This window comes from Leptospira weilii serovar Ranarum str. ICFT (genome assembly GCF_000332415.1).
In the GTDB taxonomy this organism is placed as follows: Bacteria; Spirochaetota; Leptospiria; order Leptospirales; family Leptospiraceae; genus Leptospira; species Leptospira weilii_A.
This window is the reverse complement of record NZ_AOHC02000035.1, coordinates 74,825-101,185: the sequence shown is the minus strand read 5'-3', so window position 1 is coordinate 101,185 and position 26,361 is coordinate 74,825. Positions and strand designations below refer to the sequence as shown.

At 43.6% G+C, this 26,361-nt stretch carries 27 protein-coding genes and 1 pseudogene; 13 read left to right on the top strand and 15 right to left on the bottom strand.

The annotated features are described in order from the left end of the window. Positions 1–11: 11 nt before the first annotated feature. The 4 genes and pseudogenes from LEP1GSC060_RS10635 to LEP1GSC060_RS10620 form a co-directional block, all read left to right on the top strand. A pseudogene (locus LEP1GSC060_RS10635) lies at positions 12–407 on the top strand (M48 family metalloprotease); the annotation flags it as partial. A gap of 65 nt (positions 408–472) precedes the next feature. After that, positions 473–871: a DUF1259 domain-containing protein gene (locus tag LEP1GSC060_RS10630; protein ID WP_003003308.1), complete on the top strand. Its 399-nt coding sequence runs from the start codon at positions 473–475 to the stop codon at positions 869–871. A gap of 18 nt (positions 872–889) precedes the next feature. Further along, positions 890–2,062 (top strand): DUF2157 domain-containing protein, encoded by a 1,173-nt coding sequence (locus LEP1GSC060_RS10625; protein WP_003003550.1) that lies wholly within the window; start codon positions 890–892, stop codon positions 2,060–2,062. Further along, positions 2,059–2,601 carry a GDYXXLXY domain-containing protein gene (locus LEP1GSC060_RS10620; RefSeq protein ID WP_003003512.1) on the top strand — a complete coding sequence of 181 codons (543 nt, stop codon included), beginning with the start codon at positions 2,059–2,061 and terminating at the stop codon, positions 2,599–2,601. The genes LEP1GSC060_RS10625 and LEP1GSC060_RS10620 overlap by 4 nt, the downstream gene beginning before the upstream one ends. Here the strand turns inward: LEP1GSC060_RS10620 and LEP1GSC060_RS10615 are convergent. The 5 genes from LEP1GSC060_RS10615 to LEP1GSC060_RS10595 all read right to left on the bottom strand — a co-directional run bounded on the left by LEP1GSC060_RS10615 (position 2,561) and on the right by LEP1GSC060_RS10595 (position 7,515). Further along, positions 2,561–3,448 (bottom strand): NAD(P)-dependent oxidoreductase, encoded by an 888-nt coding sequence (locus tag LEP1GSC060_RS10615; protein WP_080634548.1) that lies wholly within the window; start codon positions 3,446–3,448, stop codon positions 2,561–2,563. The two genes, LEP1GSC060_RS10620 and LEP1GSC060_RS10615, sit on opposite strands and share 41 nt — an antisense overlap. 257 nt (positions 3,449–3,705) lie before the next feature. Next, positions 3,706–4,455 (bottom strand): mammalian cell entry protein Mce, encoded by a 750-nt coding sequence (gene mce / locus LEP1GSC060_RS10610; protein WP_003003540.1) that lies wholly within the window; start codon positions 4,453–4,455, stop codon positions 3,706–3,708. Positions 4,456–4,483: 28 nt separating this feature from the next. Continuing rightward, positions 4,484–5,251, bottom strand: coding sequence for an ABC transporter ATP-binding protein (locus LEP1GSC060_RS10605; protein WP_003003518.1), 768 nt, complete (start codon positions 5,249–5,251; stop codon positions 4,484–4,486). 3 nt (positions 5,252–5,254) lie between these two features. Continuing rightward, entirely contained in the window at positions 5,255–6,034 is a 780-nt protein-coding gene (locus LEP1GSC060_RS10600) for an MlaE family ABC transporter permease (RefSeq protein ID WP_003003559.1), read from the bottom strand. Next, positions 6,031–7,515 (bottom strand): hypothetical protein, encoded by a 1,485-nt coding sequence (locus tag LEP1GSC060_RS10595; RefSeq protein ID WP_003003537.1) that lies wholly within the window; start codon positions 7,513–7,515, stop codon positions 6,031–6,033. The genes LEP1GSC060_RS10600 and LEP1GSC060_RS10595 overlap by 4 nt, the downstream gene beginning before the upstream one ends. On the opposite strand from LEP1GSC060_RS10595, the gene LEP1GSC060_RS10590 reads away from it, so the two are divergent. Beyond that, positions 7,471–8,526 (top strand): D-alanine--D-alanine ligase, encoded by a 1,056-nt coding sequence (locus LEP1GSC060_RS10590; protein WP_003003335.1) that lies wholly within the window; start codon positions 7,471–7,473, stop codon positions 8,524–8,526. The two genes, LEP1GSC060_RS10595 and LEP1GSC060_RS10590, sit on opposite strands and share 45 nt — an antisense overlap. A gap of 4 nt (positions 8,527–8,530) precedes the next feature. Here LEP1GSC060_RS10590 and metW read toward each other — a convergent pair whose 3' ends face one another. The 3 genes from metW to LEP1GSC060_RS10575 form a co-directional block, all read right to left on the bottom strand. Continuing rightward, positions 8,531–9,148, bottom strand: a complete 618-nt coding sequence (gene metW, locus LEP1GSC060_RS10585) for a methionine biosynthesis protein MetW (protein ID WP_003003311.1) — start codon at positions 9,146–9,148, stop codon at positions 8,531–8,533. Between the two features lie 3 nt (positions 9,149–9,151). Beyond that, entirely contained in the window at positions 9,152–10,252 is a 1,101-nt protein-coding gene (gene metX / locus LEP1GSC060_RS10580) for a homoserine O-acetyltransferase MetX (RefSeq protein ID WP_003003567.1), read from the bottom strand. A 117-nt stretch (positions 10,253–10,369) separates the two neighbouring features. Continuing rightward, positions 10,370–11,674: an O-acetylhomoserine aminocarboxypropyltransferase/cysteine synthase family protein gene (locus tag LEP1GSC060_RS10575; protein WP_003003426.1), complete on the bottom strand. Its 1,305-nt coding sequence runs from the start codon at positions 11,672–11,674 to the stop codon at positions 10,370–10,372. Positions 11,675–11,947: 273 nt separating this feature from the next. Here LEP1GSC060_RS10575 and impL63 point away from each other — a divergent pair, with 273 nt between their 5' ends. Beyond that, the gene (gene impL63, locus LEP1GSC060_RS10565; RefSeq protein WP_036096121.1) at positions 11,948–13,591 is read left to right on the top strand and encodes a cytoplasmic membrane protein ImpL63; all 1,644 of its coding nucleotides are present in this window, start codon (positions 11,948–11,950) and stop codon (positions 13,589–13,591) included. Here impL63 and LEP1GSC060_RS10560 read toward each other — a convergent pair. The 4 genes from LEP1GSC060_RS10560 to LEP1GSC060_RS10545 all read right to left on the bottom strand — a co-directional run bounded on the left by LEP1GSC060_RS10560 (position 13,580) and on the right by LEP1GSC060_RS10545 (position 17,111). Continuing rightward, entirely contained in the window at positions 13,580–14,359 is a 780-nt protein-coding gene (locus LEP1GSC060_RS10560) for a 16S rRNA (uracil(1498)-N(3))-methyltransferase (protein ID WP_003003467.1), read from the bottom strand. The genes impL63 and LEP1GSC060_RS10560 overlap by 12 nt on opposite strands. 15 nt (positions 14,360–14,374) lie before the next feature. Beyond that, positions 14,375–14,770 carry a hypothetical protein gene (locus tag LEP1GSC060_RS10555; protein WP_003003556.1) on the bottom strand — a complete coding sequence of 132 codons (396 nt, stop codon included), beginning with the start codon at positions 14,768–14,770 and terminating at the stop codon, positions 14,375–14,377. 61 nt (positions 14,771–14,831) lie between these two features. After that, entirely contained in the window at positions 14,832–15,662 is an 831-nt protein-coding gene (gene fcpB, locus LEP1GSC060_RS10550) for a flagellar-coiling protein FcpB (RefSeq protein ID WP_003003590.1), read from the bottom strand. 150 nt (positions 15,663–15,812) lie between these two features. Then, positions 15,813–17,111, bottom strand: a complete 1,299-nt coding sequence (locus LEP1GSC060_RS10545; RefSeq protein WP_003003376.1) for an AAA family ATPase — start codon at positions 17,109–17,111, stop codon at positions 15,813–15,815. Between the two features lie 96 nt (positions 17,112–17,207). Here LEP1GSC060_RS10545 and fliN point away from each other — a divergent pair, with 96 nt between their 5' ends. Beyond that, positions 17,208–17,738, top strand: a complete 531-nt coding sequence (fliN, locus tag LEP1GSC060_RS10540) for a flagellar motor switch protein FliN (protein WP_003003576.1) — start codon at positions 17,208–17,210, stop codon at positions 17,736–17,738. Between the two features lie 434 nt (positions 17,739–18,172). On the opposite strand, the gene LEP1GSC060_RS10535 is transcribed toward fliN, so the two are convergent. From LEP1GSC060_RS10535 to LEP1GSC060_RS10525, 3 genes are read right to left on the bottom strand one after another with little or no spacing between them, the layout of a single operon-like run. Beyond that, on the bottom strand, positions 18,173–19,105 hold the full coding sequence (locus LEP1GSC060_RS10535; RefSeq protein WP_003003329.1) for an SPFH domain-containing protein: 933 nt from the start codon (positions 19,103–19,105) through the stop codon (positions 18,173–18,175). A 1-nt stretch (position 19,106) separates the two neighbouring features. Further along, positions 19,107–20,054: an SPFH domain-containing protein gene (locus LEP1GSC060_RS10530; RefSeq protein ID WP_003003380.1), complete on the bottom strand. Its 948-nt coding sequence runs from the start codon at positions 20,052–20,054 to the stop codon at positions 19,107–19,109. 31 nt (positions 20,055–20,085) lie between these two features. Continuing rightward, complete coding sequence (locus LEP1GSC060_RS10525; RefSeq protein ID WP_036096136.1) at positions 20,086–20,550, bottom strand: NfeD family protein; 465 nt, start codon at positions 20,548–20,550, stop codon at positions 20,086–20,088. 111 nt (positions 20,551–20,661) lie between these two features. Between LEP1GSC060_RS10525 and LEP1GSC060_RS10520 the strand changes: the two genes are divergently transcribed. Genes LEP1GSC060_RS10520 through fliM form a run of 6 tightly spaced genes read left to right on the top strand, consistent with a single transcriptional unit; the run spans position 20,662 to position 26,094 of the window. Next, a complete protein-coding gene (locus LEP1GSC060_RS10520; RefSeq protein WP_003003283.1) occupies positions 20,662–21,102 on the top strand; it encodes a heme-binding domain-containing protein in 441 nt (146 codons plus the stop codon). A gap of 25 nt (positions 21,103–21,127) precedes the next feature. Continuing rightward, the gene (argH, locus tag LEP1GSC060_RS10515) at positions 21,128–22,540 is read left to right on the top strand and encodes an argininosuccinate lyase (protein ID WP_036096134.1); all 1,413 of its coding nucleotides are present in this window, start codon (positions 21,128–21,130) and stop codon (positions 22,538–22,540) included. Beyond that, positions 22,537–23,412, top strand: a complete 876-nt coding sequence (locus LEP1GSC060_RS10510; protein ID WP_003003316.1) for a peptidylprolyl isomerase — start codon at positions 22,537–22,539, stop codon at positions 23,410–23,412. Before argH ends, LEP1GSC060_RS10510 begins: the two co-directional genes overlap by 4 nt. Next, on the top strand, positions 23,409–24,032 hold the full coding sequence (locus LEP1GSC060_RS10505) for a hypothetical protein (protein ID WP_003003399.1): 624 nt from the start codon (positions 23,409–23,411) through the stop codon (positions 24,030–24,032). The genes LEP1GSC060_RS10510 and LEP1GSC060_RS10505 overlap by 4 nt, the downstream gene beginning before the upstream one ends. Positions 24,033–24,088: 56 nt before the next feature. Then, positions 24,089–25,072 carry a hypothetical protein gene (locus tag LEP1GSC060_RS10500; protein WP_003003465.1) on the top strand — a complete coding sequence of 328 codons (984 nt, stop codon included), beginning with the start codon at positions 24,089–24,091 and terminating at the stop codon, positions 25,070–25,072. Then, on the top strand, positions 25,069–26,094 hold the full coding sequence (gene fliM, locus LEP1GSC060_RS10495; protein WP_003003570.1) for a flagellar motor switch protein FliM: 1,026 nt from the start codon (positions 25,069–25,071) through the stop codon (positions 26,092–26,094). Before LEP1GSC060_RS10500 ends, fliM begins: the two co-directional genes overlap by 4 nt. The last annotated feature ends 267 nt before the right edge of the window (positions 26,095–26,361 follow it).

The window sequence follows — 26,361 nt, the reverse complement described above, 5'->3', positions numbered from 1 at the left end:
ACACCTAGTATTACATCGGTCTTACGATTTTTTTGGGATCGGACGCGGCCAATCTTATCAATTTAGGATCCAGGGTCGGCGGGGAAATTCTCACCTTAGCCAACAGTCGTTCGGCGGAAGCGGAAGCGGACTCGACGAGTTTTGAATATTTGAAATCCACGAAATACTATCCGGGAGCCTTGGAATCTTTTTTTGTTCTCATCGAAAAAAAGGAAAAAGAGGAAGGGGGAACGGGACCGGATAAGCGTATTATAAAATTCTTATCCACCCATCCTTTGAACGAAGAAAGAATCGAAGAAAACGCCAAAAGACTGAAGACCATAGGGAATCCGAAACCGACTCCGGAAAATCTCTACACGGAACGTTATCAGGCTGCGATGAAAAAAGCGTTCGGGGATGAGGACTGACGAACTCGTTTACGGGAAATTTGAGAACCTACTCTTTAAAATCGAATTGAGTGAGGGAAAATAACATGAAAAAAGGTTTCAAGATATTATCTTTTGTATTTGTCACACTGACAATCATACCGGTTATTTTAGGCGCCGAGGCAGGTTTGAATTTTACGGAAATCGAAAAAGTTACGGCCATGAAAGGGCACAGGATGGGAAACGCAATGGGTGTCAATACATGGGCGGCTTTTGTCGGCAGTGATACGCAGGCTGTTGTAGACGGAGATTTTGCGATGTTGGAAAATGAACTTCAAGGAGTTTTGAAAACGCTCTTAGCGGCAAAAATCCGTATCGTCGCCATTCATAATCACATGACAACTGAAAATCCTAGAATCCTATTTTTGCATTTCTGGGGCGCGGGTAAAACGACTGACTTGGCGCGTGGGCTAAAAGCGGCTTTAGCCACACAGACAAAAGAATAAAAAAGAAGGACCTTAAACATGCGCTTGGAACAAAAACTAAAAAGATGGGTGGAGGCGGGGCTGATCCGGTCCGAACAATCGGACGCGATTCTGAACTTCGAAGGAACCCGAAAAACTCCGTATCTCTATTATTCGTTTCTCATTTTAGGTGTGATCGTCGTCGGAATCGGTGTGATCGCAATCATCGCCGCCAATTGGGAAGAAATTCATGATCTTGTAAAGTTAGGCGCCGGTCTTTCGGTTCTGGCGTTTGTCGCCGGACTTGCTTTTTGGAAAAGAGAAAATCCGAACTTGCTCACGGTCTTGATCGTTCTCAATTCGATTTTGATTTTGGGAATGATCGGACTTGTATCGCAGGTCTATAACTTGGAAGGTAAATATTACGAAGCGGCGATGCTTTGGTGTATTCTCACCTTTTTATTTTTGATCGCGACGGATTCCAAAACATTTCTCCATCTTTGGATCGTCGGATTTCAAATCTTTATAACGGGTTGGATCACGGATCAGAATTCCTTTTGGGAAAAAGAATATGTAATCAATTATTTCTATTTTTCTGCGGCGGTTTATTTGGGAATTTGGTTGGCTGCCGAGAAGTTTGTTTTAGAATCCAGAAAGGGGACTTTGTTTTTTTGGGCCGTATTGTTTTTGATCGCCGCAAGTTCTTTCCGAGGATTTTTTGCGGGTATGATTCCGGAGTTACCCGAAAATTTAGGATTCGTTCATTATACGGCCCCGTTCCCTTGGATGGTTCTCGGTTGTAGAATTTTGATTTTGGTTCCTGTGTTTTATCTTTTGATTTCGAACGCCGATTTTTCAAAGAACCAAAAGAAGTCCTTGGGTTTTAGTTTGTTCTTTATGTTTTTATTGTATTTTCCGCATCCGTTTCGATATGTTCCGATCGTTTCGCTTGGTTCTCAGATTTGGAATTATTTCGTTACTTTGATTCCTTCTTTTTTGTTTATCTGCTTCTGGTTGGGAATGGCCTCCGCGTTTCGAAATCACAAAAGAATTTTCGATCTTTCTTTGGCGATCATCGGAATTCGATTCTTATTCTTTTACTTCGACTTGTTCGGTAGTCTGACTTACACAGGATTCGGGCTTATCGTTTCCGGGCTGCTCATCATAGGACTTACGATCGGATACTTAAAATACAAATCCAAGGTAAGAAGTTTGTTAGGTGGTGAAGAATGAAATTTCTAAAACGAATCCTTCCGGTCGCATTGCTCCTTCCGATCGCATTTTTCGGTTCGGAAATCGTATATTTGGAATTTATAAAGAAGTCGGGAAAAGAATTGATTCTGCCGATTACCGGCTACGATCCAAGAGATCTTTTGGCGGGACATTATCTGCGTTACAATATAAACTACCAGGCGGATTCTCTGTGTACGTATTCTCAAACGGCCAATTCTTTCTCTAAGTTCAATAAAACCGAACAACACTGCGTATGTTATCCGTACTCGGGGAAAATGGAAACGGATGCGGGAACCTTTGTCGAAAGCTGCGATCCTGAGACGTTAAAAAATCGACTCCTTTGTAAGTTGTATCTTCGCGGTTACTGCCAGTATGGAAGATTCCAAATCGGTAATGAACGTTTTTATGTGAACGAAACAAAAGCGTTGGAATACGAAAAAAGGCTTCGGAAAGAAAAAGTGCATATTCGTTTGAAGGTCGATCGCGAAGGAAAGGCGATTACGGATTCTCTGATTTGGGAGGACGGATCTTCGCTGTGACTTCGTTTAAACTACAAAAGTCGTTTTCTCCAAAACCCGCATTCATTCCCGCGTCGTAGATCGCGGGAAGATTTTTACAAAGAGAAAGGTTCGTCTTGTTTTCTTTGGCGAGTTCCATCGCGTGGTAGACGTCCTTTCTCATGTTCTTCAACGAGAAGTGAGTTTCATAGTTTTCCGAAAAAACAAACGGAAACTTAAATTCTGCGATTCCGGATTTTGCGGCGGATTGCAGAAGAATGTCTTTTAAGATTCCCGGTTCTATTCCGCCATTTTTTGCGAGTTCAAAACCTTCCATATAAACCTGAAAGATTCCCGCTTGGATCAGGTTGAGCGCGAGTTTTGCCTTTTGTCCTCCGCCTAAAAAGCCGCAATAAACGACGTTCTTTCCGCATATATTAAAAAAGTATTGTATATCGGCTACTTCTTCTTTTTTCGCTCCCACCATAAACAAAATCTGACCGTCTCTCGCCGCGTTTTTGGAACCGGTCATCGGAGAATCGTAAAATCGAATTTTACGTTTGGAACATTCTTCGGCGAGTTGAAAGGTGAGTGCAAGAGAAGTGGTTCCACAATCCAGGATCATCGGAGGTTTTACTTCCAGAAGTCCGGATGTAACGACTTCTTTTTCGATGATCGTATCTTCGGTTAAACACAAAACAACGAGATCCGCGGTTTTGGCCGCTTCGACGGGCGAATCAAAAATTTGTACGTTATCTTTTTTTAAATCTTGGATTTTAGAAACGTTTCTTGCGTAGAGTCGAAGATTGTGGCCTTCTTTTGCGAGGTTGGCTGCGATTCCCCGGCCCATGATTCCGGTTCCTATGACAGATATGGTATATTGTTTCATTAGAATATAGAATTAAATTAATTTACAGCGCGTCCAAAACTTTAATTAACGTGAGTTCGACGTAAGAAATCTTGGGCGAATCGCTCGCGAATTTCATAGCTAAAATAGCTCGCGACCGCGCTTTTCGTTCCAATTCCTTCGGAATTTCCACTACAATCGCTTTCGCATTTGTTATACCGAATTCACGTTAATTAAACTTTATCAGAAAAATCAAGCTGGAAGAATCTGTCCCAATATTGGGACAGGTTTTTATAATATTAAAAAGCGCTTAAGGCCGCTCGGATAAAGCTCGTAACCGGGGTCTGTTCCCTCGTGTCTTCGAGTCCTTCTCTGAGTTCCCTTAGGACGATCTGTGCGTCGGTTAGAACCGTGTTTACGTTTTTATGAACGTCGTCGTTGTTGATGAGTCTACCTAAACTTCCGTCGCCCGTGTTGATTTTGGTCGTGATGTCCGCGATATTCGAAAATGTCTTACGAATGTCTCCCCTGTTTTCGGAAATCAATTCCGACAAACTCACCAAAGGATCTTGTAAGACCCTTCCTTTGAGAGCTCCGGCGGCTTTGTAGTCCACCATCGTAACGGGGGTGGATCTTGTCTTTAATTGTCTCGATTCGGGGTCCGTAGTGCCGGGGTCGATGGAAATCACACGTCCCGTCAAAAGACTTTCGTTTTTGATAATGATATCGTAGTTGTCGTAGAGATTGATTTTTTCCCTGAGAAGCATCGTGATTTCCACCCTGGTTCCGATTCCCGCTTCTCCGGCTTGAACCTCGATTCCGTTTTCGTCGATTTGGATCAACCGAATCGCGGAAACATAACCGAATGGAACTCCCTGAACCGTCACTTTATTTCCGACTTTGATTCCTTCCGCGTTTCGGAAGGTGGCCTTCATAAACTCGCCCTTTTTTTTAACCGGGCCGCCTTCGGTAATGATCGTAAAATAACCGACCACGGCGATGGCCGCGGTAAAAATGACTCCGACGAGCAGGTAACGTAACGAATTCATATTAGATTCTCCTCATATAATTACGATTTTACTCTTTGGTTTCCAGAATCATCGGCCCGGTCGTTTTTCCGTGTATGAATTGCTGGATCAACTCGTTGTCCGAGTTTTGAATCTCTTCCGGCGTTCCCGTAAACACGATCTTTCCTTTATAAACGAAGCTGATCCGATCCGCGATCCTATAAGCGCTGGACATGTCGTGTGTGACTACGACTTGTGCGGCGCCGGTTTCTTTTTGAATTTTGAGAACCAGTTCGTTGATCACGTTAGACATCACTGGATCCAGTCCGGAAGTAGGTTCGTCGTAGAGAATGATTTCGGGATTGGTCGCTATCGCCCTTGCAATTCCCGCCCTTTTTTTCATACCCCCGGAAATATCGTTCGGAAAATTATCCTTAGCGATCACCATATCCACCAATTTTAATTTTTGCATAACGATTTCTTGAATCTTTTCTTCCGAAGCCAATTTGTGTTCTCTCAAAGGAAGGGCCACGTTGTCGAAAACCGTCAGCCAGTTGATGAGTGCGCCGGATTGAAATAGAACTCCCATCCTGGCTCTCAATTTCTTTTTTACTTGGATGCCCACTCTGGAAATACTTTCCCCGAAGATAAAACAATCTCCCGCGTCGGGTTCCAAAAGCCCGGTGATATGTTTGAGAGTGACCGACTTTCCGGTTCCCGAAGGTCCGAGTATTACGAGTGTTTCTCCTTTTTTTACGTGGAGATTCATACCCGTCAAAATCTTTCTTTTGCCGAAAGTTTTATGGACGTTTTTGAGTTCGATTGCAAAAGATTCCATCGTTTAATCTCTGTAAAATAGGGCGGTGATCATATAACCCGTAAAGATCACCATCAAAAACGAAGTCACCACGGATTCTCTCGTAGCTCGTCCGACTCCGATCGCACCTCCCGAAGTTCTAAGTCCGTGGGAACAGGAAATCGCAGAAACGATGATTCCGAATATAAAACCTTTTAGGATTCCCACATACAAATCTTTCAGACCCGGAATCGACGCGATTCGATCGAACACATCTCTGAAATAGGTGATGTAATCGATTCCAAGTTGGAAATAACCGACGATCGCTCCGCCTAAAATTCCGAGAACGGTGGAATAAACGCATAACACCGGAACCATGACTGAAAAACCTAAAATTCTGGGAAAGATCAAATAACGCACCGGATCGATGGACATTACTTCGAGCGCGTCCACTTCCTCCGAAACCTTCATCGTTCCGATCTCCGCAGCCATCGCCGAGCCGATCGAAGCCGCGAGAATTAGCGCCGTCATAAACGGAGACATTTCTCTTGTCAGAGTGATCGTCATCAAAAGACCGATTTGGCCTTCGGCGCCGAAGTCTTTTAATCCCAGTCCGGTGTTAAGCGACATGATCATACCCGTAAAAACCGCGACGATCGAAACCACGGATATACTTCCGACTCCTGTGATGTACATCTGATCCAGGATTTCTTTTCTTTTAAAAAAACCGTAAGGGATGTTTAGAATACTCTCATATACCAAAAGGATCGTAAAACCGCTCGCATAAAAAAATTCGGTGAGTTTTTCTTGAATCGATCCGATCATATTTTGATAAACCAGAGGAGTTGTAGACTCCGGTTCGTTTCGATTCTTTCATAGCCGATGAGACCGTAAAGGAATTTCCAGGAAGTTTTTTCCGGAGTCAATGAAAGCTCCAAAACGAAGGGAATACTCGCGTGAAATTCGGTCTCCGTCCATCTCTGCGTATAAACTCTCATCAAAACCGAAACCCTTTTTTCTCCGTTCGAAAGTTTCTGATATTCCACGATCGACCAAAGAGGATCCCAGATTCGATCCACAACTTCGGATTTGATCGGAAATAAAGACAATACGTTCCAGACCACGTTTCCCTCTCTGTCCTTTTGGTATTTAAAAATGGGCCAGAGTTTCAGATAACTTTCGTCCCGATCCCATTGAACGTATTTTCTTTTGGAATGGAAAAAGAACGGAATCAAAAACGTATCGTCGGACTGGATATGATACGTGTCCGTTTGCAGATGAAAGTATAACGGAGTGATGAACGTCGTCTGTTTGGAAGCGAATCTATAATGCCCGAAAAAAGGAAAGAATATGAGTTTTCCGTAATCTTCGTCCTGGTTAGTTCCGTATTGAAACAGAAAGAATAACGCGTTGAAGTCTTTTTCTCCCGTTCGTTTATCGTATCCGTAACCTATAAACGAACCGAGTAAGGGAAGGATCAAAAGACCTCTGGACTTCATGTTTCCCGCTTCCGAATCCTTAAATCCGAACAAGGGAAAGAAAAGTTTGTAATGAACCGGTTCTTTTTTATCCTGAAACATGGTACCCCACTGAAAGATAGGCCACAAAATGGAATATCGTTCATACTTACCTCGGTGCACCTTTTTGGAATACAAAGGGAAGATCCTAAATTCTTCTCTGGTTTCGGATGACGCGGACAAGAACAAAGGCCAGAGAATCGCGGTCGCGTCGTAGTCCTTATACTTCCAGTTGGTATAAAGGGGGAATAGAATAAAACTCAATTCGGAATAACCGATCTTGTTTCTTAACTTTCCGGCGATCGGAAAAAAACCGAAGTATTTCTCTCTCGCGGTATCACCCCAACCCCAAAATAAAAGAGGAGTTAAAACGTCCGAATCCTCGCCCGCATCTTCGTGTAAGGTGGAAGTTCCCGAAAAAAAGAAGAGAAAGGTCCAGACCTTCCAGTATTTGGTTTCTTCGCTGTAATAGATCGGATAAAGAACGGTTTGAAATCGATACGCCGATTTTTCTTCTCTGTAACTCGAGTAGAAGGGACGGAAGATAACTTCCGATTCTCCGGCTCTCAGTTCTTTTTGATACAAAAACCAGAACTGATCATACGAGGATTTGAATTCTCCCACGGGTTTGGAAGGATATTCCGAAAAGATGTTTTCAGAGGAGAAGAGAAGAATTACGATGCAAAAGATTCTAAACTTCTTTAGGAAGTTGGAAACGAACCCATTCCTTTTGGAGAATTTCTTTTGTATAAGATCGCAGTTTTTTTTGGGGGTAGTTCTACGGAACACAGTATTTCGATTCGGACCGGATGTTTTATTTGTAAGACTCTGCATACGATGGGACATTCGGTCAAACCCATTCTCTGGACCAAGGACGGAGATTGGGTGGTTCCCTTAGAATATCGGATGTCGATCCCGTTTGAGTCAGCGAATTCTCCGGATTTGTTTCGGGAAGAATTTCAAAAAAGGAACGGCGTTTCGAAAACGGATTTTATTTCCGGTTTGGACGCGGACATCGTTTTTCTCGGACTTCACGGAGGTAAGGGAGAAGACGGAACGATCCAGGGTTTTCTAAGAGTTTTGGGAATTCCTTACACGGGTTCCGGAGTCGCTGCGTCCGCGATCGCGATGGATAAAACCAGAGCCAATCGGATTTTTTTGCAATCCGGTCAGAAGGTGGCTCCTTTTTTTGAAATCGGTAAGTTGGAATATATGAATTCTCCCGAGGCTGCCGTTCACAAATTAACCGACTTAGGTTTTCCTCAGTTTTTAAAACCGGTGGAAGGAGGATCGAGCGTTTCCACACATAAGATTACAAACAAGGAACAACTTTCCAAACAACTCGCTCTTATGTACGAATCCGACTTTAAGGTGATGAGTCAGTCCTTTTTAGAAGGAACCGAAGTTTCCTGCGGAGTTTTGGAACGATACAGAAACGAAAGATTGACAAGAATCGCGTTACCCGCAACCGAGATCGTGCCCGGTGGAGAATTTTTCGACTTCGAATCCAAATATAAACAAGGCGGCTCCCGCGAAATCACACCCGCAAGAATTTCCGAACAAGAGATGAAAAAAGTCCAAGAACTTGCGATAGCCGCGCACGAATCCCTCGGTTGCCGAGGATATTCCAGAACCGATTTTATCATCGTAAACGGGGAACCTCATATCTTGGAAACCAACACGTTACCCGGAATGACGGAGACGAGTTTGATTCCGCAACAGGCAAAGACCGCCGGAATTCCTATGGAGGAAGTTTTGACCGATCTGATCGAAATCGGACTCAAACACTCTCTGTATTAGAAAATTAGGATATTACAAAAAGCGCAAGTTTGGAAAAGAAATTGGGGCGGAACCGAACTTGGGAAAGATCCCGGAAATACGCCCTGTTTTCGATTTTAAATTTTTGAATCTCGCAAAATTCTATAAAATCCAAAACGGAAAGAAAGTGAAGGTTCGGAGTATTGAACCAACGATAGGGAAGCAGATCCGTAACCGGAGTTTTACCCGTGGTTAAGATCGTCCAACGAACGTTCCAATGACCGAAATTCGGAAACGCGACGATGACCTTCTTACCGATCCGCAGGGATTCCTTTAAAATTTCTCCAGGGTTTCTTGTTTCTTGAATCGTTTGGTTGAGAACCACAAAATCAAAACGTTTGTCCTGGTGATGTTCGAGACCTTCGTCGATATCCCCGTGATGAACGTAAACCCCTCGTTGGATACATTCCACGATACAGTCTTCGTCCTTTTCGATTCCCTGACCTCGGATTCCTTTTTCTTTTAAAAGATAGAGTAACGTTCCGTTTCCACAACCCAGATCCAGAACTCTGGAACCGGCGGGAATCAAATTGAGAATATAAGCGAAGTCGGGTCTTTCTTTCAAAACCAGATCGATGGACGTTTTTTTTTCAAGAGGAGTCATGAATTAATTCGGATTTTCCAAAAATCCTTTTAGGATTTCGATTTGTTTCGAATTTTTCAAAAGAAAAGAATCGTGACCTTCTCCGGATTGAAGTTCCAAGTAGAACACTCGTTTGTCCGCGGCTTCCAGAGACTTTACGATTTCCCTAGATTGAAACGGAGGATATAACCAATCCGAACTGTAAGACACGACTAAAAATCTGCAAGTCGCCGGTGAAAGAGCGGCGGTCAATTCTTTTCCTTTTCCAAGGCTGTAATGATCCAACGCTTTCGTAACGTAGATATAAGAGTTTGCGTCAAAACGATCCACAAAACTTTCTCCTTGATAGATGAGATAACTTCCCACCGCAAAGTCCGTGGTTAGGATGTTACCGCGAGGAGGATTCCTACCGAACTTCTCCCTCATTTTGTCGTCCGAAAGATACGTGATATGACCGACCATTCTCGCGAGAGCCAATCCTTTGCGCGGGGAATTTTCATCGTAGAGGCCGTTGTTCCAATTCGGATCGGAGAGGATCGCCTGTCTTCCCACTTCGTTGAAGGCGATTTGCATCGCCGAATGTTCCGATGTGGAAGCCATCACGATACAGTTCGAAAGGGAATCGGGATAGGCGATGCTCCACTCCAAGGCTTGCATTCCGCCCATAGAACCGCCCGCGACGCAGAAAAGTTTTTCGATGCCTAAAAATTCCACCAAAAGTTTTTGGGCTCTTACCATGTCTTGGATCGAAACGAAAGGAAAACGAGAACCGTACGAAGTGCCCGTTTCGGGATGGATCGAAAGAGGGCCCGAGGAACCCTTACAACCTCCGATTACGTTCGAGCAGATGATGAAATATTGATTCGTGTCGAAGGATTTTCCGGGACCTATGTAATCGTCCCACCAACCGGGTTTTTTATCCGACTCGGAATGATAACCGGCGGCGTGTGCGTCTCCCGACAAAGCGTGACAGATTAAGATGGCGTTGTTTTTAGAAGGAGAAAGAGAGCCGTATGTTTCATAGGCGACGACAAACGGAGATAAGACGGAACCGTTGTCCAAAGGAAGTTCCTTGAACTCTGCGTATTTGGTTTCAATGATTCCGATGGATCCAGATTCATTCATAAGATTTGGTAGCCACTTTTTTTCTCATCGTATAACTTTTCAGTATCTTTCTTCGACGAGAAATGAAAAGAAAAGTAGCTTCCCTGAAATATCAAAAAAGGCAAATCGGCCGAACCTTTAAATTTTCTTCAGAGCTTCATCCAGATCGAATAAAATATCTTCGATGTTTTCCAGACCTACGGAAAGACGAACGAAGTCCGGGGTCACACCGGCGGAAACTTGTTCTTCCGGAGTCAATTGTTGGTGCGTTGTGGATGCGGGATGAATCGCCAAAGATTTTGCGTCTCCTACGTTAGCAAGAAGCGAAAATAATTCCAGCCCGTCGATGAACTTTTTCGCTTCCGTAGCGCCGCCCTTGATTCCGAAACCAAGGATCGCTCCGTAAAGATCTCGTTTGTGATACTTTTTTGCAAGGGAAAAGTTTTTATCCGTTTTTAAACCCGGGTAGTTTACCCAGGAAACTTTTTTATGTTTACTTAAGTGTTGTGCAACCGCAAGCGCATTCTCGGAATGTTTGTACATTCTCAGAGGAAGGGTTTCCACACCTTGTAGAATTTGCCAAGCGTTAAAAGGAGAAAGGGATGCGCCCGTATCACGAAGGCCTTGCACTTTTGCTTTGATGATGTAAGCGATGTTCACTCCGCCGAACGGTTCGAACTTTCCGAACACGTCCCAGAACTTTAAACCGTGATAACTCGGATCGGGTTCCGTAAAATTTTTAAACTTTCCGTTGCCCCAATTGAATTTACCGGAGTCGACGATGATTCCACCGACGGAAGTTCCGTGTCCGCCTAAGAACTTAGTCAAGGAGTGGACCACGATGTCCGCGCCGTGTTCGATCGGGTTGACTAAGTACGGAGAAGGTAATGTGTTGTCGACTACGAAAGGAACGCCGGATTCGTGAGCGACCTTTGCGATCGTTTCCAGATCCAAGGTATCTAATTTAGGATTTCCTAATGTTTCCGCGTAAAAGGCTCTGGTTTTATCGTTCACTGCCTTACGAAAATTCTCCGGATCGGAAGGATCCACAAAGTGAACCTTAATTCCGAATTTCGGAAACGTGTAGTGAAGGAGGTTATAAGTTCCGCCGTAGAGAGAGGAGGACGCGACGATTTCTTGACCGGTTTCTACGATATTCAGAAGTGCGAGGGTTTCCGCAGCCTGACCCGACGCGGTGGCGAGTGCGGCGACCCCACCTTCCAAAGCCGCCACTCTCTGTTCGAGAACGTCCGTGGTCGGATTCATGATTCTTGTATAGATATTTCCGAATTCTTGCAGGCCGAAAAGTCTGGCTGCGTGGTCCGCGTCTTTGAACACATAGGATGTGGTTTGATAAATCGGTACGGCTCTGGAGGCGGTCGTGGGGTCCGGAGATTGACCTCCATGAAGAGCGATTGTCTCGGGTTTATAATTTCTGGGCATTCGATTTGTTTCTCCTTTTTGTATCCTGCGAATTTTGGCATAGAAGTCAAACGAAAATCCGTTATATTGAAATTTGGATCTGTTTATACGGATGGGATTGTAAAAAATTTCCTTTGCAATTTATTGAGCTTTCTGATTCCATTTAACCCCAAAACCGTAAGTCGTTTTATGCCCGGTTTTTTGGGCATATTCATTCCGATAATTGAGTGAAGCTTACGATGAGGAGAGTGTAGCGGGATTTCTAAGGAATCTTCTGTGTATATCAAATTCGACATGACCAAACGTTCGAAATACCTTTTCCTATTTCTTTTTCTATTCTTCGCGGTTCAAACGGGAATTCAGGCTCAGCTCTGGATTCCGCCCGGAAGACAGTATATGCATCCCACCGATCCGTTTACTTACGATCTTGGAATCAATAAATATCAGAAAGATTACTACCTTTATGTCGCTCCGACCGTCAATCTAAACTTCGGAGGGGATTTTGGGGCTTCGCTTACGTTGCCTTTGAACTTTTTGATCTACGACGCGGACCCTAAACAGGAAAATTCCAAGATCGGAAAGTTACGGTCTTTCGATTACAATGAAAAGAGCGATTATCTAAGATTGATCAATAATATTTGGTTCGGTCAATTCGGAAAATATACTCCCGGAGAAATTACGTATTCCGCTTATTTGGGAAAGTTGTTCGACGGTTATATCGGACACGGAACCATCGTGAACCGATACGTAAACAATCAACGTTTGGATGTGTATAACGTAGGTCTTCATGCGGATATGAACAGCGATTACGGAGGAGTGCAGGTATTTACGAATTCGATTTATACGAGAGAAGTCAGTTCCGCGCGGGTTTATATCCGACCTTTTGCGATTGGATTCAAACTTTTCGATATCATCACGGGTCGTTCCAAATTCTTAACGATGTTAACGGTCGGGCAGGGAAACGTAGCCGACGAAGCTGGAAGGACAAAGGTCTACGAGGAGGTGGGCGCGGAGGAAAAAGAATCGTATCGAGCTTTGATTGAGGACCAAAAGACAAAGGAAAAAAAAGAAGAAATGATTCCCGAGGATAAAAAACCGGAAAAGCCTCAAAATTTAAAAGAACTCTTCAATCAGGATAATTTTGCAAATCGATTTGCGATCGGTTATACGACTGCTTTCGATAACAAGGCTCCACTGGAACTTAAGTTCGATACCGTGGGAAAACTAAAGGTGGACGATAACAATAATCCGCTCGTCAAATCCACGGAAAAACTAACGATCAGCGGTTTTGACTTCGAATACAAACTACTGAGTGCGAAATACATAGAACTGACTCCTTACTACGACGTGAACAAAATCAAACAGATTGAGAACGCCAAAGGAACCCATTATGGGGCCATTCTTCGGTTGGGCGGAAAAGACATTTATGTACAGATAAAACCGGAGTATAGAAATATGTCCGCCACGTACATTCCGATGTATTTCGACAGTTTTTACGAATTGGAAAGATATCAGAGTAATTTGCAGAGTCATATTCCGCAGACAAAACTCGAGGCCGCTAAGTTGGCCGATCCCGACGGCGCGAAGGTCAAAGGACATTTTACCACGGTTTTATTCAGTTTTTACAGATTTGCAATCGAGTCGAATTACGAAAATTATTCCGGACCCGATAATTCCAGGGTGTTTTTGGGGATTTACATTCCGATCGGAAGTTTGTTCCTCGTAAACGGGTATTATATGAAGAAGGGTTTTGACCAAAATAAGGAAGCTTTCAAATTGGATGATCGTTCTCAGGGAGCGATCGAATTGGCGATCAATCTTGGATTTGCGGCAATCAGACTTCAGAACGTCCGTAAATGGGTTTATGATACGACTTCCGGCCAGTACGAAGCTCAGGACGAACAGAAAGTATTGTTCTCCAGTAATTTAACTTTTTAAAAATAGATTTTTTTCTTCGAGCCTTGCAAGAAAAAACGCAACCGCGGTTTCGGTGCGTAAGACCCGAGTGGAAAGGTTCAGGGTTTTGAAATCGAAACGTTTCCAAAAGTCGATTTCATTTCGAACAAAACCGCTCTCCGGACCGACGGCGACTAAGATCCGAGTCGAAGAAGACATTCCAAAATTTGAATCTGATTTTTTATTTTCTACGATTTCGGGAAGAGTGAAACCCTTTCGATCCAAGACAAAACGAAACGTAAACTCGAACTCCTTCAGTTTCTCCTCAAGAACCGTTTCGGTAGAATTCTTAAAATCGAAACGAACCTTCGGAAGAAAGATATTCTTTCCCTGTTCCATACCCTCTATGAGTTCCGATTCGATTTCATCGGGTCGCCAAACGGGGGAGGTCAGGTATTCTTTTCTAGAATTCTTGCTAATAAAAAAATGGATGGAAGCGATTCCCCAGGTTCCCGCCAACTGAAGAATTTTTCGGACCGTCGGGGGTCGGTTGATTGCGAGTAGGATATGGACTTCCGGAAAACGAGATTTGGGAGTTAGGATCGGTTTATACGTGCCGATGATTTTTTCAGAATCCATTTCTTCTAAAACCAATTTTCCAAGACTTTTGTTTATCAGTCCGGCTTTTAAACGAGTTCCTTCTCGTTTATTCAAAATATTGCATATATGTCGGATCTTATCGGGATCATTGATGGAAAATCGATTCGATTTTGCGATTCTCCATTCTTCTTTACAAATCAGTAGATTCAAGATGGAAAGAACGGCTTAGATTTCAAACTTAGGTTCGGATTGTTCCCGAGGCGGCGGGGACGGTTCTTTCGGCATGATTTCCGGAGGAGAAGTTGAGCCGGGGGAATTCTGCAAATCTTGAAATGGAGAAAAAAAACAGGTACGAACGATTCCGATCGCCAAGAGGATCAATAAAAGATTTCTTGCGAGTTTTTTTCCGGGAGTTTGGCCCTGCAAACCTTGTAGTCGGGATCCGAGATTGGAAATGTTTTGTTTGAAATTTTCCCAAAACGTACGAAAGGAACTTGTACGGTAAGGGTTTTCTTTTTTAGAATTCTCTTCAAAGCGACCGTCGCCGTATTGACGGGTGGTTTCCGGGTCGAACAAAAACGATTCGTAACACCTCGGACACCGAACGGTCAGTTTTCCCAAATCTGTGGGAATCCTGAGCTCCGTCCGGCATCGGGGACAGGGGAGAATGTAGCGCACTTTTTTAGTAGCGGAGAGATTCCTTCAGCGCGTCTACGTTCTCTTTATAATTTTCGTTTCCTAACTGATCGTTGTAATCGAAAATTTTCGTAAAGAGTCTGTCAAATTGGTCCAAGTGTTTGATGTAGAATTCTTTTTTGAATGAATTCCGGATCGGGTGGGTTTTCGTATTTTCAACTCCTGCAAGTATGTATTTGCCCACGCCTTTTTCGGCGGGAGTTTCAGGACGGCCATAATCCGGATAGTTGTCTTTTTGGAAGAAGATTTCCACCTTATCGTTGTGAGACGGTTGAGTATTCGCTCCTCTGTCCATCACTTCGGATATGATTTTATCTTCCAAAACCATATTGTTTTTATAGATTTTGGATTTCAGTTTATTGATGTTTCTTGGAGGTTCCGATCTTGGTTCCGGATCGTTGCTATTCTGGCCTTCGAAGAAAAGCTCCATATATTTCGCGAGTGACCCTTGTACGGTTTTGTTTAAACCTCTTTCCTCGTCGCGAATAAAGTCGTAAACTTCGACGCGGATACAATTGTTCGCGGGATCTTCCTGGTTGATCGCCGGAGCACATTCGTCGTTGTTTGCCTTTCCTTTAAACAGAACCGTTCTGAAAGGAAGCACTCGAACTTTCATTTTCATAAGAACCGTATGACGTGTCAGTCTTTGGTTCAGTTCGAAAATTTTTTCATCGAGTTTTCTCTCCGTTTCCAGGATGGACTGGCCTAACTGAGCGTCTGAAGGCTGTGATTTCTGATCTGACCCGGAATTTTGCTGAGAAAACACCGCGGTCGAAATTGCGACTAAAACGGCTAAAAATAGCTTTTGAAGTTTCATTTCCCCTTGTCCTTTAGTGAAGCGGATATTTGAATTTTACTAATCAGACGTATATTACACAAACGCTGATCGTAAAATCCTATGTTTAATATCGGGAACAATAGACTCCACATTGAATGAACGCATCATTTTTTATTCAAAAATCCGAGATTATTTCTCAGGTTTGGAGGTATTTTCCAGATACAGCTCATAGGGAGGCGGGACTGGTTTCAATCCTTTTTCGATCAGATAAGAAGCCCATTTTCTTTCCACTAAATCACAGAAATCACGAATGGTTCTTCCGGAATTCCCGTTTAAACCTTCTGAAATCCGCGTTCTCTCCGTTTCCGAGAGATGGATCGCGTAGGTCTCCAGAATCTTGGCTCTTTCCGACAAATCGGGTAATGGAAAATACACCGTTCGATCAAATCTGGAAAGAAGCGCGTGGTCCAGATCCTGCTTTCGGTTTGTGGCTCCGATTGTGACCGAATTTCTCTGGCTACTGAAACCGTCGATTTTACGCAAAAGAACCGAAAGAATTTTACGAGTGGCCTCGAACATTCCTTCTTCTCTACTTCCCGCAAGAGAATCGATTTCATCCAAAAAAATAAGACAGGCCGGAAACAGTGCGGCCGCGTCAAATACATAGGCCATATTCTGAGCGCTTTCTCCGTAGTATTTACTCATAATGGATTCCACCGGAACGTAGATGAGAGGGAGTCCGGTTATACAGGAAACAACTCGGGCCATTGTGGTTTTTCCGACACCGGGATCTCCTTCAAAGAGGACGGCTCTGGGCCGAGTGTCGCTTGGAAATTTTCGGGTCAATTTGGAAAGTTCGGAGAGCATTTCGGGGTTTTTTAAGGGGAGAATGATGGATTCTAAAATCTGCTGTTTGACACCTTCGTATCCCGCTATTTGGTCGAAAGTGATCGATTTTCCGTTCTTCTCCGCTTCGAACGGTCGGAAAACCTCCACTCCCAGGGAGGTTAAAAGTTCTTCGGGGTTTGCCGTTTCGGTTCCTTTTTCCGATTTCAAGAATTGAAAGAGGGCAACGATTGCAAATAATTCTTCTCTAGTGAAATCTCCCTTTTTTGTAATTTCGACTCGATTTTTGGTTCTTCCGGAATAGAATCGAAAGCGGACCGTATCTAAAAGATTTTTTGTCTCGAATAGGTTTTCATTCAAAGCTTGGATACAGTAATAACCGGGTTCAAACGTATGGATTCTTAAATTTTCGATATGGTTTTTGAGAATCTGAAGGCAATCCAAAAGGGCAGCCTTGGAAATCGAAGTAACTGGAAATTCAATCTTGAGATCTTTTTTTTCCGAAGTTACCGCAGGAAGATCGAGATTGGAAAAACCGAGGGCGCTCAATTCTCCGTGAAGAAAACTCTTTGTTTTTGTAAAATCAACTTCGGAAAGGATGGATTTTCCGGAAGCGGATTCCGATGGGATGGGGGAACTCAAAACTTAAAGTACCTCGTTTGGATCTGAAAATACTCTTGTAGGAATCTAAGATTCTGTCGATTTCTTTACTATCGGATTTGTGAAGGAGAAAGAAAAATGGGAGAAGGGTCACTCTCACAGGATGACATAGACGCCCTTTTAACGGGGGGAGGCGGCGAAGCCTCGTCAGCTACCGGAGTCGAAAGCGGGTCCGATTTCAATTTAAGCGGAGAACTCGATTCTCTTTTGGGCGGAGCCGGTGGAGAAACGGGGGGAGGCGGCGAAAGTTCGGGAACGGATTCTCCATCTTTCGCGGACATTTCTGCCGCGCTTGGACCTTCCTCAACTCCCGCGCCTTCCGCTCCGAGGCCGACGTCTCGTCAGTCTTCACCAACCCAGTCGACAAACCTAAATTTGCTCATGGACGTAAACCTGGCGCTCACAGTGGAGTTGGGTAGAACGAACATGTACATCAAAGACGTAAACGGTCTGAACGAAGGTGTGGTTGTCGAGTTGGATAAGAATGTGGGAGAAGACCTGGACATTCTTGCAAACGGTCGTTTGGTCGGAAGAGGAAAACTGGTTGCAATGGAGGATTTTTACGGAGTTCAAATCACCGAAATTGTGGATCAGAGTCGAAGGCTCTGATCTGTAACTTGTCCCAAAAACGATCGAACGACCCGCGTAACTCAAGTGGCGCTGTTCCCTATGAGTTACGGCGCGAAGGAGTGAGACTTTCGTGTCTTCGAACGAGCAGCGTTACCGAGCGACCCTTAGGAAACGAGGTTGAGTTTTGCGTTGCGGGTTGTTAGGGACTTTACAAGGATGAATATACGATTGTAACGTAAAATCGGAATCCCTAAGTTCAAAAAAAGAAAACCCGGATGTTCACCGGGTTTTTATATGCAAGAATCGTTTTGTTCGATTTAAAAAAACGATTTCTTCCTTTCCATCAAAATCAGAAATTTCTATTTTTTGAATCTGCCCCAAAATCATACGATTTTATCGGAGTTCCGACGAACAAATTCTCTGCATACGATTTGAAAAGAATTGATTCGTAGTAGTTCCGCCCAAAACTACATTCAACTTTTCTGATCTACGTTTCCTAAAACCGATTTTAAGATGGAACGAAAGTTCGTCAGATTGAGAGGTAAAACGATCTCCGTTTTTTTACCCGAAATTTTTTCAAATTCTTTGATAAACTTTTGACCGATCCGAAGTTTGACCGCATCCTTTCCGCCTTTTACGCTGATGGAACCCGCGAGTAGTTCGATTCCCTTTGCAGTGGCGATTGCGATTGCTTCCACTTCTTTGGCGACCCCTTCGGCTTCGTTGATTCTTTTTTGTTTTTCGCCCTCGGACTTGTTGATCGCTTCTTCCTTAAAACCGAGGGATCGATTGATCCTTGCGTCCCTATCTCCTTCCGAAAGAGAGATTTGCGCTTTCTTGGTGATTTGCGCTTTCTTCTCTTTTTCCATCGCTTCTAAGATGGACTTAGGAGGAGTGATATTTACGATCTCGTATCGATTGACCTTGATTCCCCAAGATTCGGTGGCTAAGTCTAAAACCTCTAAGATCTTACTGTTGATCGCGTCTCTGGTTTCAAACGTGACATCCAAATCCATAGTTCCGATGATCGCGCGCATCGTGGTTTGCGCGAGTTGAGAGGAAGCAAACTGATAGTCGTTGATTCCGTAACTCGCCTTATGCGGATCCAAAACCTTTAAGTAAAGAATTCCGTCCATGTCCACTTGTACGTTGTCTTTTGTGATACAAGTTTGAGGAGGAACGTCCGTTGCTTGTTCTTTCAACGTATGATAGTACGCGTCCTTTTCGATAAAGGGCCAAAGAAGATGCAGACCCGCGTGTAAGGTTCTGCTGTATTTTCCGAACTTTTCCACCACGATACAATCCTGAGCGGAAACGATTCGGATGGAACGATAGAGTTTATATGCGAAGTAAATTCCGAACAGAGTCCAGAATATCATCACGAATATGGTTTGAAACGTTTCCATCTTACTGCGCCTCCTTCTCTTTGGGGGTTCTGATTTCCGGTAACTTTCCGGTCACCTTGGAAAGTCCTTCAAATACTCCGGCGATGTTTGCAAGTTCCGCGGGAAGAATGGTGGTTTTAGAAACGCTTAGAATTCCTCCCAGTCCGGTGAGATAATCTTCTGTGATTTGCAGATTGACCGCTTCTCCTCCGCCTTCTCTGGAAATCGATTCCGCGATCATCTGGATTCCTTTCGCTTTCGCAGCGGCGATGAGTTCTATCTCCAAGGCCTTACCGTCTGCTTCGTTGATTCTCTTTTGTTTTTCGCCCTCGGAGATATTGATCGCTTCTTCTCTTTCTCCGACGGAACGATTGATCCGGGAAAGTTTTTCTCCTTCCGAAATCGTAATCTCGGCTCTTTTGACTCGTTCCGCTTTTACCTGTTCTTGCATCTCATGAAGAATTTCTTTCGGAGGAGAAATGTTTTTGATTTCGTATCTCGTAACCTTGATTCCCCAGGGATCGGTGGCCTCATCCAAAGCGCGCACAACGTGGGAATTGATATCGTCCCTTTCCGCAAACGTCTGATCGAGAATCAGTTTACCGATTTCGGAACGAAGAGTGGTCTGAGCGAGTTGTTGTGTGGCGAGCATATAGTTTTCGATCGCATAAGACGCCTTATACGCATCGACGACTTTCAGATAAAGAATTCCGTCCACCGCGATGGAAACGTTGTCCTTTGTGATACACATCTGAGGAGGGATGTCGATCGCGATCTCTTTCAGATTCTGTCTGTATTTTACGACTTCGATGACGGGCCAGAGAAAATGAAACCCGGCTTCCAAAGCGCCATTGAATACCCCCACACGTTCCACGACGAAACAATACTGTTGCGGAACGATGATAAATGTTTTTCGAATCAGATAAATCAACGCTATGAAGAATAACGTGAATATAAATCCTACGGACATAAAATCTCCTTTTTTATTTTAAAATCAAAAGTCACTCTTCCGGAAGTTCCAAAGGTTCCACAAGAAAGGTGAGATTGTCACGACTCAAAATTCTCGCCTTACTTCCTTTGGGAATTCTGGACTTTTTGGAAACTGCGTCCCACTCGACTCCTTGAAAAAGAATTCTTCCGCCTTTTCTTTCCACAAGGACGTCTTTGACCACGGAAACGAGTCTTCCGATTTGGTCGTTTTCCGGAACCGTGTGTTCGGTCTGAGCGGGAAAAATTTTTCGAATCGTCGTACTTCCTACGTAGATCAGAAGAGTGGAAAGAGAGGCCCAGAGACCGAGTTGCCAGCCGATGGAAATATCGAAAAAATAAACCACAATCCCGGTGATAATTCCGGATGTTCCTAAAAAGGCGACAAAGGTTCCCGGGATAAAAAATTCGGCGAGAATCAAAAAAACACCGCCGCCGATCCAAATCGTTACGGGTAGATTGGAAAAAAAATCAGGCATGAAAGACGCATTCTCCCGAAGGGAATAGATTCGTAAATTTTTTTCAAAGTTCAATCCGTTTTTTCTATTTTAAAAAAAAGGGAAAGGAAACGAACTATCCGGAAGAAAGACATGAAAAAAAAACTTTTCTTCTCGTTTGTAGCGGTGATTTTGTTTCTTCAATTTCTACCTTTCCATCCTCCCGAAGGAAAAAATCAAAACGAAATCCTAACCTCCGAGGAAGTCAAAAAAATATTGAGGAAGTCCTGTTACGATTGTCACTCCGATCTGACCGAATGGCCTTGGTATTCCAAAATTTTTCCGGTCAACGTATATCTCTATCGTCACGTAGAGGAAGGAAAGGCCGAACTCAATTTTTCAGAGTGGGGTCTCTTAAGTAAAAGGGAAAAATCGTCCAAAGGAGATTCGATTGTAGAAACTTTGGAAGAATCTGAAATGCCTCCGGGAGATTATATTCTTTTGCATCCGTCCGCAAAAATTACGAAAGAAGAATCGGAAGTTTTGAAAAACTGGATTTATGGTTTGGAAGAAGAGTATCGGAAAGAAGAATAAAAAAATAATCTGGCAAAGAATCGTAATGACTGAAAAAGAAAAAAAACTCTGGGGCGGAAGATTTCAAGAAAAGGCCGCTTCAATTTTGGAACGTATCGGCGAATCGGTATCCTTCGATCATAAACTCTACAAAGAAGATATTCAAGGAAGTATCGCACACGCGAAAATGTTGAAACAAATCGGCATCTTAAACGAAGAAGAATTGTCGAAAATCGAAAGCTCTCTCGCGCAAATTCGTAAAGAACTCGAAGAAGGAAAGTTGGAGTTCAAATCGGAACTCGAAGACATTCACATGCACATCGAGTTTCGCCTAACGGAACTCATCGGAGAAACCGGAAAAAAACTACATACCGCGAGATCCAGAAACGATCAGGTCGCTCAAGACGTGCGGCTTTATATTTTAAATCAAGGAAAAGAAATTCTTAGATCCGTCGTAAACCTCCGATTTTCTTTGTTTGAAAAAGCGAAAAGAAGCGTGGACGTTATCATACCGGGGTACACACATCTTCAAGTCGCACAACCCATACGGGCGTCTCAGTATTTGCTTTCTTGGTTTTGGGCTTTGGAAAGAGATCAGGAATTCTTTCGTTTTGCTTTAAAAGCCTCGGATGAATTGGCTCTCGGCGGCGGAGCGATGGCGGGAGTCAATTATCCGACCGACAGGGAATTTCTTAAAAAAGAATTAGGACTTTCTAAAGTATCTCCGAACTCGATGGACGGAGTTTCAAGTCGGGATCATATTCTGGAATTCTTATTTGCTTGTACTCAGTTGATGATTCACGCTTCTCGAATTTGCGAGGACATCATTCTTTATTCTTCCCAAGAATTCGGAATTTTAAAACTGCCGGATTCACTGACGACCGGTTCATCCATCATGCCTCAGAAAAAAAATCCGGATATCGCGGAACTCATCCGAGGAAAAGCGGGAAGGGTGATCGGAAATCTGAATCATCTTCTCGTGATGTTGAAGGGTTTGCCTTCGACTTACAACCGGGATCTTCAGGAAGACAAGTTGGCTCTTTTTGATTCGATCGAAACCGTACAAATCAGTTTGGAGGGAATCCGAGAAATGATCGAAGGTTGGGTCTGGGTTCCGGAAAAAGCGGAATCTTCCTTAAAAAACGGATTTGCGACCGCGACGGACCTTGCGGATTTTTTAGTCGGTGAAAAGAAAATTCCGTTCCGAACCGCTCACGAACTTGTCGGAACCCTTGTCGGGGTTTGTGTGGAGCAAAAAAAGACCTTGTTTGATTTGCCCGAGTCGGATCGAATTTCGATTTCGGAACACTTTACGGGAAAGGAATACGAGGATGCGGTTTCTCTTTCCCTTTCCGCGGACAAAAAAATTTCTTACGGAGGAACTTCTAAAAAAAGACAGGAAGAACAGTTAAAAATTGCGCTGGAATCTTTGAAGGAAGTTGAAACATTGTTTTTATGAGAATCATTTCTGTAATTTTAGGATTCGTTTGTTTTTTTGCGTGTAACCGAAGTCCGTTTGCACAAACCAAGTATCAGCCTGAAGTTTATACGGTATCTTCCGTCGTAGTTCCTAGACCGGATACGGCCGTAGTTCCGCTGCCGGAAAAACCCGCGATTTATGCGATCTTTTTGACTACTCAAGGAACGATGACGGTCGAGTTGTTCGATCAAGACGCTCCTAAAACGGTTCAGAACTTTATCGATTTGGCGCAAGGCGAAAAAGAATTCTTATCCAGAAACGGTCAAAAGGTGAAAAAACCTTTTTATGACGGTCTGACCTTTCATAGAGTGATCGAAAATTTTATGATTCAAGGGGGTTGTCCGAACGGAGACGGAACCGGCGGTCCCGGATATCGTTTTGACGACGAGATCAACGGAAAATCTCTCGGTCTCGATCAGATCAAAGCCGGAGAGGCTCCGTATTATCAGTATCAACTCCAAAGAGCCGTTGCGGGCGAACTTCAGATTAAAAACAGAGAGGAATGGGAGGCAAAAAGGGAATTGATCGAAAAAACATTTGAGGACGCGAAAAAATTATCGGTTCTTGAAATTCTTTTCAGAATCGGGTACAAATATAACGAAACCTTAAAGTCTCATAAAGCGATCAAGGGTTCTCTCGCGATGGCAAACGCCGGACCGAATACGAACGGTTCTCAATTTTTCATCAACCAAGTGGACACCCCTCATTTGGACGGCCTTCATACCGTTTTCGGTCAATTGGTGGGCGGAGTCGATGTTGTGGACAAAATCGTAAAGGTGGGAAACGCGAAAACTACGATCAAAAAAGTCCTCATCATAGACAAAAGAACGGTGGCAACAGCGGCACAATGACGGTGGATAAAACACAGGCGAGAAATTATCTCGCGGTGATTCAGGAACTCGCCAATTACTCTTCCGGTTCCAGCACGAATCTTATTTTAGAGCGTTTATCCGTGCTTCCGGCACACGATCAGGAATCCAGGACCTCGATTTTGGAAACCAAAGGAGGCAAGAACATTCCGGACCGTTTGGTCGGAATCATAAAACTTTTTCGGATCATCCATTCCAAAAGACAGGAAGTGAATTCTTTTTACGAGACCGCGATGTCGAAATACGGAACGATTAATTCTCTGACCGCAAAAAGAAAACCGACCGACGACGAGGCGCGGATCAAACAGATTCTTACGGATTATATTCTAAAAATTGAATCCTTTTTCGAAAAAAACGACAAAGGTGACGAGGCTCTCATCAAAGAAATCAGTCGATTTTTAAACGAACTCGAATCCTTGAATTTGTTAAACGAAGTCAATCTTACCGCATTGCTTCTTTCCTCAAAGGCGGTTTCGCTCATTCAACCTCCGATGGAAAAACTGGTTTCTTGTTACGATGACTACGATAAGGTAGAGAATATCCTCAAACGATTGATCCGAATTGCGGAGATGATCATTGAGGATGCCAAAGCGCCGGGTTGACCTAAAATCCGTATTTTTTCGCGGGTTTTGGAAGAATTTGCCGAAAATAAACCAGAATGATCCGGCTTCTCTTCATCGCAATCCTACTGACTCCTTCGATTCTTTTTGCGTTTCCAAAACGAGACTCAAGAGGTTCCGTTTCGGAAAATTATCTCAAACAACAGGGAATCATTACGTTGGATTTGAAAAAAATCCATTATCGCGAAAACGATAAAATTCCCGTAAAGATGTCCATAACGAACACCGGAAACGAGGTCGTTAGAATTTTTCCGTCCGGCAGGGATTTAGAGTCGTATCGAATCGTAGTTCGAGACGAGGATGGAAATCAGATTCCGGAAAGAGACGAGGAAAGAAGAATCGATCTCGCGTTAAAACGAAGAAATACGATCGAATCCCTGGAAGGCAAAGAGATCAAAGAAATCATTCTTCATAAAGACGAAGTTTTTTCCAAAGAGATCGATCTGAATTCCCGTTTTGATCTGAATCCCGGAAGGAAATATTTCGTAACCGCGTACTTTCATCCGAATGTTCACGAAATGCCCGCGCTTTTTATCCGTTCTCGCAACCAACCGTATTTTTTTTACGAAGAAAAACACAACGAACCGGTTCTTTCATCCATCCCCGAAAAGGATCCGACGGTGGACGGATTGGAACCCGAGGAAGTGATTCATTTGTTCTTAGGTTCCGAAAAGAAAAAAAATTGGGCGCATCATTTCAAATGGATCTATTTTCCGGAATACGTTCAAGCCTACGATCAATATTCGGAAGAATACAATCGTGCGGAAGAATCCGAAAGGGATTTTCTAATGGAGAATTTCAAACGATATCTTACGGAGTCCAGAGCGGGGCTTCTTCATTCTTATAGAATTTTGAACACGGAATCCGTTTCCCCCGGTTTGGCGAGGGTGACCGTTTTTGTGGAAAGAAGGTTGAATCGTCTGCGTTCCAAATACGAATATACTTACACTCTCAGAAGAGTTCCCGACGAACAAGGAGGCTTTTGGAAAGTGTCTAACTTAGTGGCGAAGGTAAAAAAATGACAGAGATTTTATCGCAGGATGAAATTGACGCGCTACTCAGCGCCATCAGTTCCGGTGAGGTCAACGAAGCGGATTACGCTTCCGTCTCCGAACAAAAAAAAGTAAAAATCTACGACTTCAAACGCCCCGATAAATTTTCAAAGGATCAGATCCGCACCTTGCAGATGATGCACGAAACCTTTGCGCGCCTTGCGACCACAGGTCTTTCGGCTCAACTTCGTGCGCTCGTTTCCGTTCACGTGGCTTCCGTGGATCAGTTGACATACGAAGAATTCATTCGTTCGATTCCGAACCCGACCACTCTCGCCGTGATCAATATGGACCCTTTGAGAGGTTCCGCGATTTTAGAGATCGATCCTTCGATTTCGTTTACGATCATTGATCGTCTGTTTGGCGGTAAGGGAGAACAGGCAAAAATCTCCAGGGAACTTTCGGAGATCGAGATGAGCGTTATGGAAGGGATCATCGTGAGAATTCTCGGAAACATGAGAGAATCTTGGTCCACCGTAATCGACTTAAGACCGCGACTCGGGAACATCGAAACCAATCCTCAATTTGCTCAGGTGGTTCCTCCGAACGACATGGTGGTTTTGATCACACTCGAAACCAAAATCGGGGAAGTGGAAGGGATGACGAACCTTTGTATTCCTTATATCACGATCGAACCGATCATCAACAAGTTATCCGCGCAATACTGGTATTCGTCCATTCGAAAGGGAGAATTGGATGAGAACCGCGCCGTGATTCAAGAACGACTGGATCAGGTGGCGATTCCTCTGATTGCGGAAGTGGGATCGGTCGACGTTTCCATCAACGACTTTATGAATCTTTCGATCGGGGACGTCGTGAAGTTGGAAAACACTTCCACAAGATCCGAGATGATCGTTAAGGTCGGGGAAAGAAAAAAATTCAAATGTCTTCCCGGAAGAGTGGGAAGCAGGCTTGCGATTCAGATTGGGGATAGGGTGGAAGACATTCCGGACGAGCTTTTGGGTTCGACAAGATCAGAACAGGAATATTAAAATTTTCTTAATTTCCTTTTAGGTCGAATTTAAAAATCTTTGCTAAAAAGTTCTGGAATCGTTTTTTAATCCTACCTGTAAATATATAATAAATACCGAATATTTTGTATTGAAACAGTATTTTGCGATAAAAATTAACGGTACTCGATTTTATAGAAATCAGTGACAAATCAAACTCATGTTGAAATGAACACTAAAGTTCGAACGAGATTCTTAAAATAAAAAAGGCGGTTGATCGACCGCCTTTAGAATTTTGACACGGCAACT

Coding starts and splice junctions, on each gene's coding strand:
- LEP1GSC060_RS10520 (WP_003003283.1), top strand. CDS start 20,662: ATGAAAAAAAAACTTTTCTTCTCGTTTGTAGCGGTGATTTTGTTTCTT.
- LEP1GSC060_RS10500 (WP_003003465.1), top strand. CDS start 24,089: ATGATCCGGCTTCTCTTCATCGCAATCCTACTGACTCCTTCGATTCTT.
- fliM (WP_003003570.1), top strand. CDS start 25,069: ATGACAGAGATTTTATCGCAGGATGAAATTGACGCGCTACTCAGCGCC.
- LEP1GSC060_RS10615 (WP_080634548.1), bottom strand. CDS start 3,448: ATGAAACAATATACCATATCTGTCATAGGAACCGGAATCATGGGCCGG.
- LEP1GSC060_RS10525 (WP_036096136.1), bottom strand. CDS start 20,550: ATGCCTGATTTTTTTTCCAATCTACCCGTAACGATTTGGATCGGCGGC.
- LEP1GSC060_RS10575 (WP_003003426.1), bottom strand. CDS start 11,674: ATGCCCAGAAATTATAAACCCGAGACAATCGCTCTTCATGGAGGTCAA.
- LEP1GSC060_RS10530 (WP_003003380.1), bottom strand. CDS start 20,054: ATGTCCGTAGGATTTATATTCACGTTATTCTTCATAGCGTTGATTTAT.
- fliN (WP_003003576.1), top strand. CDS start 17,208: ATGGGAGAAGGGTCACTCTCACAGGATGACATAGACGCCCTTTTAACG.
- mce (WP_003003540.1), bottom strand. CDS start 4,455: ATGAATTCGTTACGTTACCTGCTCGTCGGAGTCATTTTTACCGCGGCC.
- LEP1GSC060_RS10605 (WP_003003518.1), bottom strand. CDS start 5,251: ATGGAATCTTTTGCAATCGAACTCAAAAACGTCCATAAAACTTTCGGC.
- argH (WP_036096134.1), top strand. CDS start 21,128: ATGACTGAAAAAGAAAAAAAACTCTGGGGCGGAAGATTTCAAGAAAAG.
- LEP1GSC060_RS10535 (WP_003003329.1), bottom strand. CDS start 19,105: ATGGAAACGTTTCAAACCATATTCGTGATGATATTCTGGACTCTGTTC.
- metW (WP_003003311.1), bottom strand. CDS start 9,148: ATGACTCCTCTTGAAAAAAAAACGTCCATCGATCTGGTTTTGAAAGAA.
- impL63 (WP_036096121.1), top strand. CDS start 11,948: ATGACCAAACGTTCGAAATACCTTTTCCTATTTCTTTTTCTATTCTTC.
- fcpB (WP_003003590.1), bottom strand. CDS start 15,662: ATGAAACTTCAAAAGCTATTTTTAGCCGTTTTAGTCGCAATTTCGACC.
- LEP1GSC060_RS10620 (WP_003003512.1), top strand. CDS start 2,059: ATGAAATTTCTAAAACGAATCCTTCCGGTCGCATTGCTCCTTCCGATC.
- LEP1GSC060_RS10510 (WP_003003316.1), top strand. CDS start 22,537: ATGAGAATCATTTCTGTAATTTTAGGATTCGTTTGTTTTTTTGCGTGT.
- LEP1GSC060_RS10625 (WP_003003550.1), top strand. CDS start 890: ATGCGCTTGGAACAAAAACTAAAAAGATGGGTGGAGGCGGGGCTGATC.
- LEP1GSC060_RS10505 (WP_003003399.1), top strand. CDS start 23,409: ATGACGGTGGATAAAACACAGGCGAGAAATTATCTCGCGGTGATTCAG.
- metX (WP_003003567.1), bottom strand. CDS start 10,252: ATGAATGAATCTGGATCCATCGGAATCATTGAAACCAAATACGCAGAG.
- LEP1GSC060_RS10600 (WP_003003559.1), bottom strand. CDS start 6,034: ATGATCGGATCGATTCAAGAAAAACTCACCGAATTTTTTTATGCGAGC.
- LEP1GSC060_RS10630 (WP_003003308.1), top strand. CDS start 473: ATGAAAAAAGGTTTCAAGATATTATCTTTTGTATTTGTCACACTGACA.